The 15,747-nt window shown below is 65.3% G+C and carries 16 protein-coding genes; 3 read left to right on the top strand and 13 right to left on the bottom strand.

The window, feature by feature from the left end:
- From paaD to ACPEE0_RS03675, 5 genes are all read right to left on the bottom strand, one after another.
- Positions 1–561 (bottom strand): 1,2-phenylacetyl-CoA epoxidase subunit PaaD, encoded by a 561-nt coding sequence (paaD, locus tag ACPEE0_RS03695; protein WP_424575234.1) that lies wholly within the window; start codon positions 559–561, stop codon positions 1–3.
- 8 nt (positions 562–569) lie between these two features.
- On the bottom strand, positions 570–1,502 hold the full coding sequence (gene paaC / locus ACPEE0_RS03690; protein ID WP_424573929.1) for a 1,2-phenylacetyl-CoA epoxidase subunit PaaC: 933 nt from the start codon (positions 1,500–1,502) through the stop codon (positions 570–572).
- Positions 1,499–1,921: a 1,2-phenylacetyl-CoA epoxidase subunit PaaB gene (gene paaB, locus ACPEE0_RS03685; RefSeq protein ID WP_424573928.1), complete on the bottom strand. Its 423-nt coding sequence runs from the start codon at positions 1,919–1,921 to the stop codon at positions 1,499–1,501. The genes paaC and paaB overlap by 4 nt, the downstream gene beginning before the upstream one ends.
- On the bottom strand, positions 1,918–2,934 hold the full coding sequence (gene paaA / locus ACPEE0_RS03680) for a 1,2-phenylacetyl-CoA epoxidase subunit PaaA (protein ID WP_424573927.1): 1,017 nt from the start codon (positions 2,932–2,934) through the stop codon (positions 1,918–1,920). The genes paaB and paaA overlap by 4 nt, the downstream gene beginning before the upstream one ends.
- A 591-nt stretch (positions 2,935–3,525) precedes the next feature.
- Positions 3,526–3,783, bottom strand: a complete 258-nt coding sequence (locus ACPEE0_RS03675; RefSeq protein ID WP_424573926.1) for a hypothetical protein — start codon at positions 3,781–3,783, stop codon at positions 3,526–3,528.
- A gap of 429 nt (positions 3,784–4,212) precedes the next feature.
- Here ACPEE0_RS03675 and ACPEE0_RS03670 point away from each other — a divergent pair, with 429 nt between their 5' ends.
- Positions 4,213–5,184: a hypothetical protein gene (locus tag ACPEE0_RS03670; protein ID WP_424573925.1), complete on the top strand. Its 972-nt coding sequence runs from the start codon at positions 4,213–4,215 to the stop codon at positions 5,182–5,184.
- A 72-nt stretch (positions 5,185–5,256) separates the two neighbouring features.
- Here ACPEE0_RS03670 and ACPEE0_RS03665 read toward each other — a convergent pair whose 3' ends face one another.
- The 4 genes from ACPEE0_RS03665 to ACPEE0_RS03650 form a co-directional block, all read right to left on the bottom strand.
- Positions 5,257–6,876 carry a serine/threonine-protein kinase gene (locus tag ACPEE0_RS03665; protein ID WP_407709959.1) on the bottom strand — a complete coding sequence of 540 codons (1,620 nt, stop codon included), beginning with the start codon at positions 6,874–6,876 and terminating at the stop codon, positions 5,257–5,259.
- Positions 6,877–7,256: 380 nt separating this feature from the next.
- Positions 7,257–8,201 carry a glycoside hydrolase family 43 protein gene (locus tag ACPEE0_RS03660; RefSeq protein WP_424573924.1) on the bottom strand — a complete coding sequence of 315 codons (945 nt, stop codon included), beginning with the start codon at positions 8,199–8,201 and terminating at the stop codon, positions 7,257–7,259.
- Positions 8,198–9,016 (bottom strand): carbohydrate ABC transporter permease, encoded by an 819-nt coding sequence (locus ACPEE0_RS03655; protein ID WP_009356464.1) that lies wholly within the window; start codon positions 9,014–9,016, stop codon positions 8,198–8,200. Before ACPEE0_RS03655 ends, ACPEE0_RS03660 begins: the two co-directional genes overlap by 4 nt.
- Positions 9,013–9,459, bottom strand: coding sequence for a carbohydrate ABC transporter permease (locus ACPEE0_RS03650; RefSeq protein ID WP_424575233.1), 447 nt, complete (start codon positions 9,457–9,459; stop codon positions 9,013–9,015). Before ACPEE0_RS03650 ends, ACPEE0_RS03655 begins: the two co-directional genes overlap by 4 nt.
- A gap of 89 nt (positions 9,460–9,548) precedes the next feature.
- Here ACPEE0_RS03650 and ACPEE0_RS03645 point away from each other — a divergent pair, with 89 nt between their 5' ends.
- Positions 9,549–9,680, top strand: coding sequence for a hypothetical protein (locus tag ACPEE0_RS03645; RefSeq protein WP_424573923.1), 132 nt, complete (start codon positions 9,549–9,551; stop codon positions 9,678–9,680).
- A gap of 356 nt (positions 9,681–10,036) precedes the next feature.
- On the opposite strand, the gene ACPEE0_RS03640 is transcribed toward ACPEE0_RS03645, so the two are convergent.
- Positions 10,037–11,308, bottom strand: coding sequence for an ABC transporter substrate-binding protein (locus ACPEE0_RS03640; RefSeq protein ID WP_424573922.1), 1,272 nt, complete (start codon positions 11,306–11,308; stop codon positions 10,037–10,039).
- A gap of 19 nt (positions 11,309–11,327) precedes the next feature.
- The gene (locus ACPEE0_RS03635; RefSeq protein ID WP_424573921.1) at positions 11,328–12,254 is read right to left on the bottom strand and encodes a family 43 glycosylhydrolase; all 927 of its coding nucleotides are present in this window, start codon (positions 12,252–12,254) and stop codon (positions 11,328–11,330) included.
- A gap of 108 nt (positions 12,255–12,362) precedes the next feature.
- Between ACPEE0_RS03635 and ACPEE0_RS03630 the strand changes: the two genes are divergently transcribed.
- A complete protein-coding gene (locus ACPEE0_RS03630) occupies positions 12,363–13,373 on the top strand; it encodes a LacI family DNA-binding transcriptional regulator (protein WP_424573920.1) in 1,011 nt (336 codons plus the stop codon).
- A gap of 512 nt (positions 13,374–13,885) precedes the next feature.
- Here the strand turns inward: ACPEE0_RS03630 and ACPEE0_RS03625 are convergent.
- Positions 13,886–14,530 carry a hypothetical protein gene (locus ACPEE0_RS03625; RefSeq protein ID WP_009356469.1) on the bottom strand — a complete coding sequence of 215 codons (645 nt, stop codon included), beginning with the start codon at positions 14,528–14,530 and terminating at the stop codon, positions 13,886–13,888.
- Positions 14,531–14,534: 4 nt separating this feature from the next.
- Positions 14,535–15,512 (bottom strand): hypothetical protein, encoded by a 978-nt coding sequence (locus ACPEE0_RS03620; RefSeq protein ID WP_009356470.1) that lies wholly within the window; start codon positions 15,510–15,512, stop codon positions 14,535–14,537.
- Positions 15,513–15,747: the final 235 nt, after the last annotated feature.

The raw sequence follows: 15,747 nt of genomic DNA, 5'->3' as shown, positions 1-15,747 counted from the left end.
TTACAGGACTTTGAAGTAGTCGAACGGTTCCTTGCAGTCATTGCAGACGTACAGCGCCTTGCAGGACGTGGAACCAAAGCGGGTGAGTTCCCGGGTGTTCAGGCTGGAGCACTGCGGGCACTTGACGGCCATCTTCAGTTTGATGGGGCCCTGGTGGCCGGCCTTGCCGGTGGGCGGGGCAATGCCGTACTCCCGGAGCTTGGCCTTGCCGGCCTCGGTCATCCAGTCCGTGGTCCAGGCCGGGGCCAGGACCAGGTCAACCTCGACGTCGGTGTACCCCTCCTTGGCGAACGCGGCCTTGAGGTCGTCACGGATGGCGTCCATGGCCGGGCAGCCCGAGTACGTGGGGGTGATGGTGACCCGCACCTTCGGCGCGGTGCCCGCGGAGGCGGTGCCGGCGTCGTACGCTGCGTTCTGTTCCTGCGTCACCTTCACGTCCCGAAGGATGCCCAGGTCCTCGATGGTGAGCACCGGGATCTCCGGGTCGCACACCGTGGCGGCGATCTCCCACGCCTTCTGCCGCGGGGTCCGGGTCCGGGTTTCGAAGTCCGAGATGTACATGGCCGCAGTCACCAGCTGGCTCCGGGATGCTCGCGGGCCAGCACCTGCATCTCCGCAAGGATGTAGCCCAGGTGCTCCGAGTGCTTGCCGTGCCGGCCGCCGCCGGGGGCCGCCGGAACGTCCGGCACCTCCAGCTCGGCCTCGCGCAGGACCTCGCCGGTCAGCCGGTCGAAGTCCTCCCGCAGGCTGGACGGAGCGACGGCGGCGCCCGCCTCCGCGAGCCGTTGCGTCAGGTCGTCGTCCTGGAACAGCTCGTTGACGTACGGCCACATCAGGCGCAGGCCGTGGATCATCCTGGTTCTTGATTCGTCCGTGCCGCCAGCCAGGCGGAGGATCCACTGGGCGCTGTGGTCCCGGTGGTAGTCCACTTCCTTCACGGCCTTGGCGGCGATGGCGGCAAGTGTCTCGTCTGTGGAATCCGTCAGGCGGCGGTACAGCTCGAATTGGTAGTAGCTCACCACGAACTGGCGCGCGATGGTGGCCGCGAAGTCGCCGTTGGGCTGCTCGAACAGCTGCACGGAGCGGAACTCGTGCTCGCGGCGGAAGTAGGCCAGGTCATCCTCTGACTTTGTGCTGCCGTCCTGGTTGGTCAGCCCGCCGCCGGCGTAGCTGAGGAAACTGCGGGCATGGCCCAGCTGGTCCAGGGCGATGTTGCCCAGTGCCACGTCCTCCTCCAGCTCGGGGGCACGGGAGATCCAGTGGCCCAGGCGCTGGGCGAGGATCAGGGCGTCGTCACCGAGCCGCAGCGCGTACTCGGCGATGTCCCCGCTGGGTTTGGCCAGGCCGGTCTTGACTTCCAGAGCGATGTCCTCGGGGCGGAGGGCATTGCCGGGGGTGATCCTGGTGGCTGACGCGTTGCTGTCGCCGCCTGCGACGCCGGTGGAGATGTCGCCGTGGCCTGTTGTTTCCGTTGCTTCGGTGTTGGTTCCGGGGGTGCTCACAGGTGCTTCACCCCTTCGCTCTTGGTGTAGTATGTGGCGTGCCGGTAGTCCTTGCCCTGCGGGCTTTCGAAGAAGGCGCCCTTGGAGTCGGGGTCGCTGGAGGCGATGGCTTCAGCCGGGACAACCCAGATGGAGACGCCCTCGTTGCGGCGGGTGTAGAGGTCGCGTGCGTTGCGCAGCGCCATGGCGGCGTCCGGCGCGTGCAGGGACCCGGCGTGGACGTGGCTCAGGCCGCGGCTGGACCGGACGAAGACCTCCCAAAGGCCCCAGGCGGAGCGGTCGTGGTGTGAGCTGGTCGAAACCTCGTTGGTTGAGCCTGTCGAAACCTCGTTGGTTGAGCTTGTCGAAACCTTCGGGGCTTCGCGCTTGATCTCTGCGGCCGAGCTGGCCGGCTCTTCCGGGTTGCCGTGGGGGCTCATGCTGCGTATTCCTTCTGCTTTGCTGACTGTTTTGCTCGCTGTTTGCCCGCATAGGCGGCGGCTGCTTCCCTTACCCAGGCGCCGTCGTCGTGCGCTGCCCTCCGGCGCTCCAGGCGCTGGGCATTGCAGGGGCCGCGGCCGGCGAGGACCTCGTGGAACTCGTCCCAGTCCAGGGGCCCGTGCTCCCACTTCTTGGTGTCCTCGTTGAAGCGGATCTGGTCATCGGGGAGGGTGAGGCCCAGGACCCTGACCTGCTCCACCATCATGCCGACGAAGCGGCTGCGGAGTTCGTCGTTGCTGAAGCGCTTGATGTTCCAGGCCATGGACTGCTTGGAGTTGGGGGAATCGTCGTCCGGCGGGCCGAACATCATCAGGGCCGGGGCGTACCAGCGGTTCACGGCATCCTGGGCCATCTGCTTCTGCTCCGGCGTTCCGTTGGAGAGTTCGAGGAGGATCTCGAAGCCCTGGCGCTGGTGGAAGGACTCCTCCTTGCAGATGCGGACCATGGCGCGGCCGTAGGGTCCGTAGGAGGCCCGGCACAGCGGGACCTGGTTGCAGATGGCTGCGCCGTCCACCAGCCAGCCGATGGCACCCATGTCCGCCCAGGTGAGCGCCGGGTAGTTGAAGATGCTGGAGTAGCGGGCCTTGCCGGCGATGAGGGCGTCCATCATCTCGTCCCTTGTTTGGCCAAGGGTTTCCGCGGCGCTGTAGAGGTACAGTCCGTGGCCGGCCTCGTCCTGGACCTTGGCCATGAGGATGGCCTTGCGCTTGAGGCTGGGGGCGCGGGAGATCCAGTTGGCTTCGGGCTGCATGCCGATGATCTCGGAGTGCGCGTGCTGGGAAATCTGGCGCAGGAGGGTCTTACGGTAGGCCGCCGGCATCCAGTCCTTGGGCTCGATGCGTGAGTCCTCGGCCATGACGCGGTCGAAGTGGGCCTGGGCCTCCGCTTCTGCCGCTTCGCTGGTTCCGGCTGTTGGCTCAGCGGGCACTGACTGCAGGTTCTGCGCTGCCATGGTTGCTCCTATGCAATGACCTTCTGGGACGTGCGGAATTATTTACCGACCGTTCGTTCAGGATATGCGGAAGCGTTTAGGGCCGTCAAGCGCCGCCCTCCCCCAGCGACGCCCTCTCACTCCCTGCGGCTTTCCCGGCGACGGCCTCTCACCTCCTGCGGCCATCCTGGCAACGCCCGCTCACCCATCACGGCCCGTCTTCCGACCCCCGATCCCCTATGGCGGCCACTCCCTCGACGCGCAAATCCAATTTCGACGCGCATCTGCCAATTCGCACGCCAAATTCCAGTCGCGCCAGGGCACATGCGAGTCTTGGCGGCAGGTGCGCGTCGTCAGCGTCCCGACGGCTGGCGACGCAACCCGCTCCCGTGGTGGGCCTGGGCTGGATGGCGAGCGCCGCCGTCGTACGCTCCACCCTCCGGCTCACCCCTCACCCTCGACGCGCACCTCCACTTTCGACGCGCATCGGCCGATCCGCGTACCAAATTCCAGCCGCGCCAGCGCACATGCGCGTCGGGAATGCGGGGGCGCGTCGGGAATGCGGGTGCGCGTCGTCAACGAAGACCGGGACTGCATGCGGATGAACCGGGCTCAACGTCCGGCGAAAAACTGAGCCGCCAGCTTTTTCGGCGCCCGCGCTGCCCAGGCTTCGACGATGATCTCGGCCAGTTCGTCGCGCGCGATCTCGCCCAGCCGTGACTCCTGCACCAGGACAGCGTTGTAGCCGTCGAAATGCGGAACGGTGAAGAAGGGCACGGACGGGTCCTCCACCAGGGCTGCCTTCGCGGCGTCATCCGGGACGACGATGACCAGCAGGTCTTGATAGGGCTCGCCGGTCTCCGGGTCCACGGCCGTTTTATGCGGCGCCCGGTACATGACAAAACCGCGCCCTTTCGGCCCGCGGGGAACCTTGTACGTTGGGCGGTCACCCAGGACGTCCCGAGTTCAACCTCCGGCAGGCCGCTGCAAATGGCGTCAATATCACCTGGTACGGCCATGCGATCCATGGCGACAAGGTAGCCCCGCTTGTGATGAGGGGCAATACCGGCAGGTACGGCTGGCAGGCGCGTGCCGCCGACGTACGCTCCGCCCCCCCCCCCTGCCCCCAACACTCGACGCGCAAATCCAATTTCGACGCGCATCTGCCGATCCGCGTACCAAATTCCAGTCGCGCCAGTGCACATGCGCGTCGGGAATGCGGGTGCGCGTCGCCAGCAGTTCTCCACATAGCGGCGCCAACCCCTCCCGTGCACCGTCCAAGGCTGGCAGGTTCGGAATATGCCAGACCTTCCGCCGCTTTTCCTGTCCCGCGACCGCATCCTGCGCGGCCTGAGCTCCAACGAGATTGCCAAGCGGGTGAAGTCCGGCGGCCTCGTCCGGGTCCGGCATGGCGTCTACGTGGACGGGGAAGCGTGGCGGGCCATGAAGCCGTGGCAGCAGTACCGGCTGCGGGTCCAGGCCGCCGGGGAAACGTTCGAGAAGCCCACGATTTTCGCGCGGCACTCCGCCGCGAGCATCTGGGACGTGCCCACCATCGGGGACCATCCGGTGGAAGCGCTCACTTTGAAGAACGACGGCGGCCGGTCGCGTGCCGGAGTCAGCCGCCACTATGCGGCGCGGGCGGGCCTGAACGTGGTCCGGCGTGAGGGCCTCCTGGTCACCGATAGGATCCGCACCGTGTTGGACCTCGCCGCATTCACGCCGTTTACCCACGCCGTGGCGCCAGTGGATCACGTGCTTCGGCCGGACAGGGGCCGCGGGCTGCCGGCCCTGACCAAGGCTGAACTGGAGGCTGGGATTGGATCGATCTACTCCGCTGCTGCGTGCCGAAGGATCCGGGCGGTTCTCGGGTTTGCCGATCCGGCCTCGGGCTCGGCCGGGGAGTCGTTGAGCCGGGCCTTCATCCACGCCGCCGGGTTCGAGGCCCCTGTCCTTCAGCAGCAGTTCTCCGATGCCTCCGGACTGCTGGGTTACACCGACTTCTACTGGAAGAGGTCCAGGGTGGTGGGCGAGTTTGATGGCGAGGAGAAGTACGTCAAGCCCGAGTTCCTCAAGGGCCGGACGCCGTCGCAGGCCGTGGTGGAGGAGAAGAACCGGGAGAACCGGATCCGGGCCCTGGGCAACAATGTGGTGCGGTGGGACTGGGCGGAGCTCATGGAACCCGGGAAGCTGGAACGCAAGCTCGCGGCGGCCGGCGTGCCCCGCCGTCGTCCCCGGTCCGCGGTTCTCGACACGCAAACGCGGCTGTGACGCGCAGAATCCCCAGCGCCCCGCATATTCACGCATCGACAATGAACCTCCGCAGCGGCCAGTGAGCGGGGTTCAGTCGCCGTTTCCCTTCCCGGGGTTGCTCGGCTTACCGTCTTTTGCCTTGACGACGTGGGAGGAGCCGGCGTTGTTATCCGCGTCCGTCGCGGGCTGCTCCTCCTGCTGGTCGGCACTGTTGTCGTCAGCGTATTCGGCGGCGGGAGCCTGTGGCTCGATGATGACCGGCAATGGTTCTGCGATGGGGACAGCGTCCGGACTGTTGAGAGATGAGGAATCGGCGCCGGCGGGAACCGCTTGAACCGTTGATCCGCCAGTGGCGGCGGCGATGGTATCAAGGTCGAGCCGGACCATGCGGATGGCGGTGGTTATGCCCTTGTATTGCGCGAACGTCAGGCCACCGGCGGCCGCTTCGTCAGCCACATCCCGCTCAAGCCGGTCCAGGTGACGAAGGGCGGCCTCCAGGTCGTTGGTGAGCACTGCCTGGGCCAACTGGCTGAGGGCCTCCCGGGATACCGCGGACGGCGCGAGGGCGGCTTCAAGCTGGTCCAGGTGAAAGTCCACCGGATTGTTGTGCACCGGCTGTATTGGGGCAGCCGGTTCTGTCTGTTCAAGAGGCTGGTTTGAGCCGGCACCGCCGAACGTGGCGGTGGTGGCCACCCCGAGGATAACCGCTGCAGCGCACGCCCCTGCTGTTGCCCGGGCACGCCTGCCCAGTATTCTCCGCCGCGGACGGACTGCCTTCGGCAGGTGCGGCGGCAGGTCCGGCTGTGGCCCAGGAACAGGCGAAAGCACCTGCACAGCGCCGGCAGGGGCCGCGGCCGCTTCAGGCTGGCTCGGCCTCACGGCCAACTGCCGCAGAACAGCCGCAGCTTCTGCCGCGGTGGGCCGGTTCGCGGGAGTCCTCGCCGTCATGGCAGCCAGCAGGGCCTTCCACTCTGGACCGATATCGTCGGGAATGACGGCGTCCCTGTTGAGGCGTGCCACGCCTGACTCGATTTGGCTTCCCGGGAACTCAACGTGCCGGGTAAAGCATTCCAGAAGCACCAGTCCCAGCGAGTAGACGTCGCTGGCCCCACCCACACTCTCCCCGAGGGCCTGTTCCGGGCTCAGGTAGGCGGCAGTGCCCACCGTGCGGCCCGTCCCGGTCAGATGCTCTTCCTCCATCACCCGGGCGATGCCAAAGTCAGCTAGTTTGGCCCGCCACGGGGAATCCGGCTCGCTGGGCCGCTGCTTGTAAAGAAGCACGTTACCCGGCTTAATGTCCCGGTGGATCACGCCGCGGCCGTGTACATAGTCCAGTGCAAAGGCAAGATCCGAGCCCATGCTGGCGATGCTGGCTGCCTCGATAGGCTCCTCGCGGAGGAACTGGCGTAGGTCCGGGCCGGACACGTACTCCATCACCACAAAGCTGCGTTCCATCGCCGCATCGGTGCCGGCATCAAACAGCGTCACCAAACCGGGGTGGATCAGGGAGGCAAGAATCCGGATCTCAGCCTCCTGCCGGGCAAGCAGTTCGGGTTCGCCGGCCTCCTTGACGAAGATCTTGACCGCCACTTCCCTGCCCAGGAACTCGTCGAACGACCGGTACACGCCCGCAGCTGCTCCGCGGCCGACCAGCTCCTGGAGCCGGTAACGGCCCCCGAGCAGCTGGCCCGTTGTGCTTTGCTCCGGCATGGCTCATATTCCCTTCAGATCACGAGGCTTGACGCTCAACGCCATCCGGGTAGCTGGGATGCGGCAAGGCCCGGCCTGCAGCGCATTGCATTAATGAAACAGTAAGGTTGCTTAGCATTACATCACACAGCCGCTGCAAGCACTACCGCCGGGTAGGGCCGACGGAACCGCCCACGGAAGCCGGCGTGCCCCGCCGTCGTCCGCGGTCCGAGGTTCTCGACAGGCAACCACGTCTGTGACGCACAAAATCCCCCGCGCACCGGATATTCGCGCGTCGAAAATGAGTGTGCGCAGCGGCCAGTGATAAGCGCAGCGCAGACCGGTGGGGCTTCCGGGGATCGCGGCCGCCCAGCTGCCGGGCTACCTGCCCGCGAGGCGTCCTAGTTCTGTGTATTCCCCGGCAGTGAGCGCGAGGATGGAGCCGTGGCTGGCGCCCGGGGGCATGGCCGCCGGTACCGGGTCCAGGTGTCCGATGCGGGCGAATCGCTGGTGAAGGCGGTGTAGCGGCGGTGGCCGAATTCGTCGATGAACAGGAACCATGAATCGGGTCCCGGTCCGCGGACGATGATGGGACCCTCGCCGTGCACGAGTTCGTTCTTGCCGATCCCGGTGGCGACCACGGAGTACTGCGTACTGTCCAGGTTGTCCGAACGCTCGGCGGTGATGAACTTGGCGTCCGGGGAGGATGAATCCGCGGAGAGTTCGTCCTTGCTGAAGCGGTAAAAGTAGCCGTCTGTCTGGACGACGGTGGAGTCGATGACCGACCAGCCGCGGTCGATCCAGACACGTGCGGGCGTGAAGCTCTTGAAGTCCGTGGTGTTGGCGCAGAGCATCCGGTGGTATGAACCTCCGTCACCGGAAGCCGGGTTGAGCGTGGAGGCCCAGTACACCAGGTACGTCCCGCTTGCGGCGTCGTAAGCAGCTTCCGGTGCCCAGGCGTTTCCCGCGTCCGCCGGGGCGACTTCCACGAGCCGGGGGTCGGTCCAGGACACCAGGTCTTCGCTTTCCCAGACCACGATGGAACGGCTTCCTGCCCGGATGCAGTCCTCCCAGGCGGTGGCCGGGTTCCTCCTGGCGATGCAGAGGTCCGTGGCCAGGAGGTAGTACCGGGCACTCTCACCGGGGAGGCCGGCCGCGCGGAGCAGGAACGGGTCCCTGACGCCCTCCTCCCCCACCGTGGAATGCAGGACCGGCCTGCCGCCGTTGAGGACCTGCCAGTCCAGTGGCTGGGGACCCGCGCTCAACGCGAAACGCACCTGTTCGCCGTCGGACTCGGCCGCTGAGGTGAAGTAGGCGAAGAGGTAGCCGGCCGGGTCTTCGGTCATCCCTTGACGCTTCCGCTGACGAGCCCGCTGACGATGTGCCGCTGCATGAAGATAAAGAACACCACCATCGGGATCAGGACGATGACGGTCAGGGTCATGAAGGACGGCCAATCGGTGGTGAACTGCCCCACCGCCGAGTAGACCTGCAGGACCAGTGTTTGTTTCTCTTCCGAGCTGATGAACACGTTCGGCGTGATGAAGTCGTTCCAGACCCACATGGTCTGGAATACCCCGACGGTGACCAGGATGGGCCGGATAAGGGGCAGGACGATCATCCAGTAGATGCGGAAGGGCCCGGCACCGTCGATCCTGGCAGCCTCCAGGACCTCTGCCGGGATGGTCCGCATGTAGCCGAGGATCAGGTAGTAGCAGAAGATGGAGCCGCAGCTGTAGATCACGATCAGCCCTTCGAGGGAATCCACCAGTCGTACGCCGACGAGCATCCGGTACAGCGGGACGAGGGTGGCCTGGCCGGGGATGATGAACGCGGCGATGAGGACTGCCCCGATGATCTGGGAGGTCCGGCTGCGTCCGGTGATCTGGCCGAACGCGGCGAGCGATCCGATGGCGAGCATCAGGAAGATCGAGATGGCCGTGACGTACACCGTGTTCATCAGGCTTTGGAGGATCTGGGTGCCTTCGAAGACCTTGATGTAGTTGTCCAGGACCCAGGTTGTGGGGAGCGCCAGCGGGCTGTTGGTGGTCTCCTGCTGGGTCTTGAACGTGTTGACGACGATGTAATAGAAGGGGACGCTCATGAGGCCGGCAAGCGCGATCATGAGCACGGACGTCAGGGCGTGCCGGGTCTTGGTCATGAGTATTTCCTTTGCAGTGCGTTCGAGAGGGCCATTTGGCCCAGCACGACGAGGCCGACGACGATCAGGAAGAGGACGGCGAGGGCTGAAGCGGCCCCGACGCGGGACTGGGCGATGCCGTCCTCGATCAGTGACTGGGTGAGGGTCCTGGTGGAGAAGCCCGGGCCGCCGCGGGTGAGGGTGAACGGCAGGTCGAAGACTTTCAGTCCGTTGGTCATCAGCAGCAGCTGGCTGACGGCCATGGCCGGGATCAGCAGGGGAAGCGTGATGTAGCGGAAGCTCTGCCAGCTGCTGGCGCCGTCGATCTTGGACACTTCGTAGTAGTCGGCGGGGATGGCCTGCAGGTATGCCAGATACAGCACCGCGTGCCAGCCCGTGAGCGCCCAGATAGTGACAGCCACGGTGGAGAGCTGGGCAAGCGTGCTGTCCGAGAGCCACGGGATAGGACCGAGTCCGGTGAGCGAGCGGATGATGCTGTTCAGGACGCCGGAGCCGAGCGGGTTGAGGATGAAGCCCCAGTACCAGGCCCAGGATGGCGACGCTGGGAACAGCGGGGAAGAAGAACGCCGAGCGGACGAGGTTGCGGCCGAAGAACTTCCGGTTCAGGGTCAGTGCCAGCGGGATGGCCGTCACCGTGACCAGGATGGTGGTGGAGACCGCGTAGAAGATGGTGTAGCCGAGCGCCGAGAGCATCGACGGGTCCTTGAAGAGCTCGGCATAGTTGTCGAAGCCAACGAACGCGGGGTTGCTGACGTAGCCGTCGAAGTCGGTGAAGCTGTAGTACAGCGACTGGGACATCGGAATCACGTAGAGCACCACGAAGACCACTGCGATGGGGGCCATGAAGACCCACGAGGTGACGGAGAGCCGGTGCGGCCGTTTCCGCGTAAGCGTCCTGTTGCTGCTCGTTTGCGGCTGCAGTGGCTGCAGGTCGGGGGTTGTGGAGAGTGCCAAGGTAAAGCTGCCTTTCTGGGGAAGAGGGGCCGACGGCGGTGCTGCCGCCGCCGGCCCTTCGGAGTGCTACTTGCCTTGGAGCGACGCCAGCTTCGCGTCGAGTGCCGATGCGACCTTTTCAGGAGTGGTCTGGCCCTGGATGAGCTGCTGGAGCAGGGAGACGGTCTCGCTGTTCAGGGCTGCCGAGTTCGTGGGCCAGGTGACCTGGGGAAGGTAGAACTTGCCATCGCGCACTGCCGGCACCATCGAGGACAGGGCAGGATCGAGTTCGGGCGTGAAATCCTTTGTGGTGGTGATTGCTGCGTTCTGCTTCTGGTAGAGCTCGACGCCGGTCTTGCTCTGCAGGAACTCCACCAGCTTTTCGGCCGCGTCCGGGTTCTTGGCCTTGGCGTTGACCGCGTATCCGGGTGAGACGGCGCCCGCCCAGTACGTGCCGGAGTCACCGGGGACCGGCATGAACTCCAGCTTCATGTCCGGCGCTGCCTTCTGGATGCTGCCCAGCGCCCACGAGCCGGTGCCGATCATCGCCACGGAGCCCCGCTGGAACTCGGAGGTGATCTGGTCCCCGGTCAGGCCGGCCACGGACGGCGAGACGAGATCCTGCCTGAACAACTCGGACCAGTCCTTCAGCGGCTCGGTCCAGGTTTTGGCGAAGGAGGTCTTCCCGGCCCAGATATCGACATCCATCGTGCCTCCGCTGGCTTCGTTCTGGAGCCCGACAAGGGCCGCCAGGCTCACCGGCATGCCGTCGCCGCTCTCGTAGAACGGGGTGATGCCTGCATCCTTGAGCTTCTTGCACAGCGCCAGGAAGTCGTCCCAGGTCTCCGGCGGATTCGTGAACCCGACCTTGGCCAGAAGGTCCTTGTTGTAGAGGATGCCGCCGCCCCAGGAGGCGGTTGCCGCGCCGTACACCTTTCCATCCTTGGTGTAGGTGGCCTTGGCGGCATCAGCAATGTTGCCGATCCAGGGCTCGCCGCTGAGGTCCTTGGCGAACCCGCCTTCCATGATTTCCGTCTTGTTCTCGGCGGTGATGATGAAAACATCGGCCGCGGTCCCGCTGTTGATACGGGTCTGGAGGGTGGAGATGTATCCCTGCACGGGGGTGCCGTAAGAGACCTTGAGGTCGATCGTGGGGTTCTGTTTCTTGAACTCGTCCAGGACCGGCTTCATGCTTGCCTCGTTGTCCCAGGAGTAGAAGCTGACCGTGTTGTCCGATCCGGACCCCCCGGAGGAACCGCACCCCGTCAGGGCGGCCGCGGCTGCGACCACGGCGCCGAGGACTGTCAGGCGCAGGGAGGTTTTGCGACGGCGCTGCGGGCTGTTTGTGTGGTTAAGCATGGCAGGTGCCTTTCTAGTGCTATTTTGATGCGTTTTCGGATTGAGTGCGATAGCCGGCCAGATCCCTCACGATGGGTTCGCGGGAGGGAATGACCTTTTGGAGCAGGCCGTCGTCGGTGTGGACCAACGGATCGATTGCCAGTTCCCGGCGGTAGCCGGTCCCGCCGGGGATGGCAAAGCGGTGGTAGGCGATGAGCCATTCGTCGGTGTGCGGGATCCTGACGATGGAGTGGTGCCCGGTTGCCCGGATACCCCGTTGGGGAGCCTTCTCCAGGAGCACGCCCCGGTCCGTCCATGGTCCGAACGGGCTTGTGGAGGTGGCATAGCGGACCCGGTAGTCCTCGTCGCGGGTGTCGTTTTCCGACCAGGAGAGGTAGTAGACATCCCCCCGCCGGTGGAGGTTGACCGCCTCGCGGAAACCGGTGGGAATCCAGGACACCACGCCGGAAGGGTTGAAGGAGACCATGTCCTCGTTCAGCGGCACCGTGTGGGCCACGCTGTTGCCCCAGCAAAGGTAGGCGGCGCCGTCGTCGTCGATAAAAATGTTCGGATCGATGGCCCGGCCGGGGTAGTCCCCCTCAGCGACCAGCGGCCTTCCCAGGTCCGTGAACGGCCCGGTCGGGGACGAAGCCACGGCCACGCCGATGTTCTCCCGCTCCGCGGTGTAGTAGAGGAAATAGCGCCCGTCCCGTTCCGCGACGGCGGGAGCCCACGCATGTGCCTCCGCCCAGCGAGTATTTTCCGGTAGCGAGAAAACGACCCCGTGATCGGTCCATTCGGTCAGGTCCGTGGACGAAAAGGCCCGGAAGGACGTGGCCCCCCATTCATTGCTGCCGTCGGTGGTGGGATACAGGAAGTACCTGTCGCCGAAGACGCAGAGGTGCGGGTCCGCGTAATAGCCCTCAATGAGGGCCGGGACGGCGGGGTCCCCGTTGAAGTGGTCCAAAAGATTCTCCTTAGAATATTTATCGATACAAGGTTTGTGGATCGATACAAGGCTTTGGCGTACGCTGAGCTGAAGACAGGCCGGATTGCTACGGGAAGAAGGAAGACGATGGCAACCATCCAGGACGTGGCCAAGGCAGCCGGGGTTTCGCCGATGACCGTTTCGAATGTCCTCAACGACCACCCCCACGTGAAGAGCAGCACCCGCGCCAAGGTGGTCAAGGCGATGGAAGAGCTGGACTACCGCGTCAACCATGCCGCCCGGAACCTGCGCTCCGGCCGGACCTTCACCATCGGGCTCGCTGTCGCTGAATTCGACCGCCCCTACTGGGGGCAGTTCGCGGCCCGCGTCATTGAGGAGGCCGCCGCGCACAACCTCCGCGTCCTGGTGGAACAGACCGGCCGCAGCAAGGAAAACGAAATCAGCGCCCTGGCACTGTCCCGCAACCGGATGTACGACGGACTGATCCTGAGCACCGTGGGCCTGAGCGCCAGCGATGCCAACATGCTGCGGGTCGACTACCCGATCGTGATCCTCGGCGAACGCATTTTCTCCGGTCCCGTGGACCACGTTGCGATGGCCAACGTGGAGGGGGCGGAGGCAGCCACCGCGCATCTGATTGAGCGCGGCTGCCGCAGGATCGCCGCCGTCATGGGCCCCATGGGAGCCGACCCGGACGCGTCCTCGCTCCGGTTCGCCGGCTACCGGCAGGCCCTGGCAGCCGCAGGAATTGACACCGACCCCGCGCTGCACATCACCATCAATGAATGGACATTGAAGGGCGGGCATGAAGCCGTTAGCCGCCTCGTCGGTTCCGGCGTCCAGTTCGACGGCCTGTTCTGCGCTACGGACACCGTGGCCCTTGGCGCTCTCCGTGCCCTCCACGAGGCCAAGCTCCGCGTTCCGGAGGACGTCAAAGTCATTGGCTTCGACAACCTCACGGAGGGCCAGTACAGCACCCCCACCCTTTCCACCGTTGACCCGGACAGCGCCGAAATGGCCCGGATGGCGGTAAAACTGCTGGTGCAGCGGATTTCCGGCGGCTCGGCCAAGCGGGAGCCGACGGAGTTCGTGAGCTCCGTCCGCATTGTTGAACGGGAATCCACCGCCGCCCTGTGATGCACGGGCGTACGGGAACGAGTCCCGGTACATGCCCTGAAGCTGCTGCATCTTTCACCTCCGTCCGCACTGACGTTACGTTTACTGAAAAACTTGTATCGATACATATCTTGCGTGATCCACGCCACTGCTGTCAAGGGCGGTACGGCGCATCTTCCGATGACCTGCCGACACGCAAATGCGCCCTCGACCCGCATATTCCCTGACGCGGCCATATCTGGGGTGCGAAGGGAAATCTGCGAGTCGGAAATGAAGGAACGCGTCGCCAGCGCTCGCTCCGGACAGCCTCCCCTTCGACGCACGCTCAGTTATGGCCGTTCTCCCGCCCCCGCTCACTGGAGGTACGCAGCAAAGGCGAGGGCCGACGTCGTCCCTTCCGATGCCCTGCCGACACGCAAATGCGCCCTCGACCCGCATATTCCGTGACGCGGCCATATATGGGGTGCGAAGGGGAATCCGCGAGTCGGAAATGAAGGAACGCGTCGCCAGCGCCGGGGGGAGGCGGCGGCGGCCTACTCGCCTAGCTTGACGTTGTTGGTGGCTGGAGGCGCCGAACGCGAGGGTAAGTCCCGGGCCGTGGCCGATCCCGTCGGGGTGGAAGTGCCGGTTGGCGTTGCGCTTCCGGTGGCCGTTGACGTTGCTGTTGAAGTTGTTGTGGCCGTGGCCGTTGGACCGGGTGTAGGTGCGACGGTTCTCTTGGCGGGCGCGGCCGTGCTTGTTGCCGGTTCGAGCGGGACCGTAATCCGTTTGGTCGAGGCACCGGTGTCGCCGGGCTTGGAAACCGCAACATTGAGCGTGGCCGCCTTCGCCCCTGCAGCCAGCCACTCGCCGCGCACAATGCATTTCTGACCCGGCTTTACACCCGCCATGCAGGTATCCTCAATGATCCTGAACAGCGTCTTGTTCAATCCCACGTCCGGGACGATCTCCCCGCCGGTGTCATTCACGATCTCGAAGGACTCAACGGCGCCGACACCCGCACCCGCGCGGCCTGCGTCGGGTTCGACAATCCACTGGTTTTCCCCGATATTGACCCGGTTGGTCACCGCCACGGCGGAAGAGCCACCGTTGGGGCTGCCATTTCCCGACGGCCCGCCACAGGCACACAGGACCGCCATGGCCGCACCTGCCAGACCTCGGATCGCACCGTGCCGCATCCGCCTATCCTTCCCCTGGTTCAAATTCCACCCGGTATTCCGGGCTTTCCTCAAGAACGATGGCCACACCCCGGCCGCGCGACCAGTCGGCGGGCAACAGGAAGTACTTGTCGGAACTGAGCGTTACGAACTTGAGGCCCGTGTACTTGAAGCCGTACTTGGCTCCGGGGGCGGTGACCTTCTCCTCGCGCACCGAACTTCCGAGGGCCAGCGAGTGCAGGCTGTAGACCGTCACCGAGGGGCGCTTGTGCAGGTCCCGCGCATAGTCCCGGGACCTGCCGGTTCCCAGGGCACCGGCATACGAGGAACAGGCCCAGAACAACGCGAGCACCACCAGCAGGACCACCGACACGTAGCCGAGCTTCTCCCACATAGGCAGCCGCCTGCCCCGCTGGCCGGCGAATGCAACCCGCCGCAGCACCCAGAAGGCGTACGCACTGACGGCGATGCCACCGCCCAGCGCGGCCGGTTCGAAGAGGAACGGGACGGCGAAGGGAAGCTCTTCGAACATGGTCCAGACCCCGAGGGCCGTGACGGAGATTCCGGCCAGGAGCACAGTGCCCGCACCGATTTGAACGAAGCCAAGGCCGGCGCCGCGCCGGATGATGCTCGCCGTCAGGGCGTGGATGGCAACGCAGACGATGGTGATGAGCAGGATGAAGATGGCGGGAACGATCAGGGCATCGGCGCTTCGAAGCAGGTAGTCGACGGTGGAGTACTCAAGGACGCTCTGGTCGATTCCGAAGTAGGCCGTGCGGGTGGACGTCATGGTCCAGCCGAACCAGAAGGCGAGCGCGGTGGCAATGGTGGTCAGCGGCGCGATAATTGCGAACCACTGCAGGACCGAATGGCTCAGATCGGCGCCGCTGGTGCCGGCGGTACGCCGCGCCGGAGCGGAACGGATCCGGCGCGACGCCGGCACACGGAAGCCGCGGCTGAAGCCGGACCGCAGTTCAGCCCTGCGCACTTTGCCCGGATCCACTGGCTGCCTCCTCAGCCCGCCAGCCGGTTTCCGTGTGATTTCCCGGCCGGCATCACTATCAAAAGCTCCTTCCCATCTGGTCACAGCACGCGTTACTCCGGCGTTACCGGTGGCCCGCGTGAGGAGCCACATTTTCGGCGCGTATATTCCCTGACGCGTCCATATACCGTGCGCACCACGAAATCTGCGAGTCGCAAATGTGCACTGCCGGCCAGTTCGTCTCGTCCGATTTCGT

Source organism: Arthrobacter sp. SD76, from assembly GCF_049726125.1.
Lineage (GTDB): Bacteria > Actinomycetota > Actinomycetes > Actinomycetales > Micrococcaceae > Arthrobacter > Arthrobacter nitrophenolicus.
The sequence above is the reverse complement of the archived record's forward strand: the minus strand, read 5'-3'. Positions and strand labels throughout refer to the sequence as shown.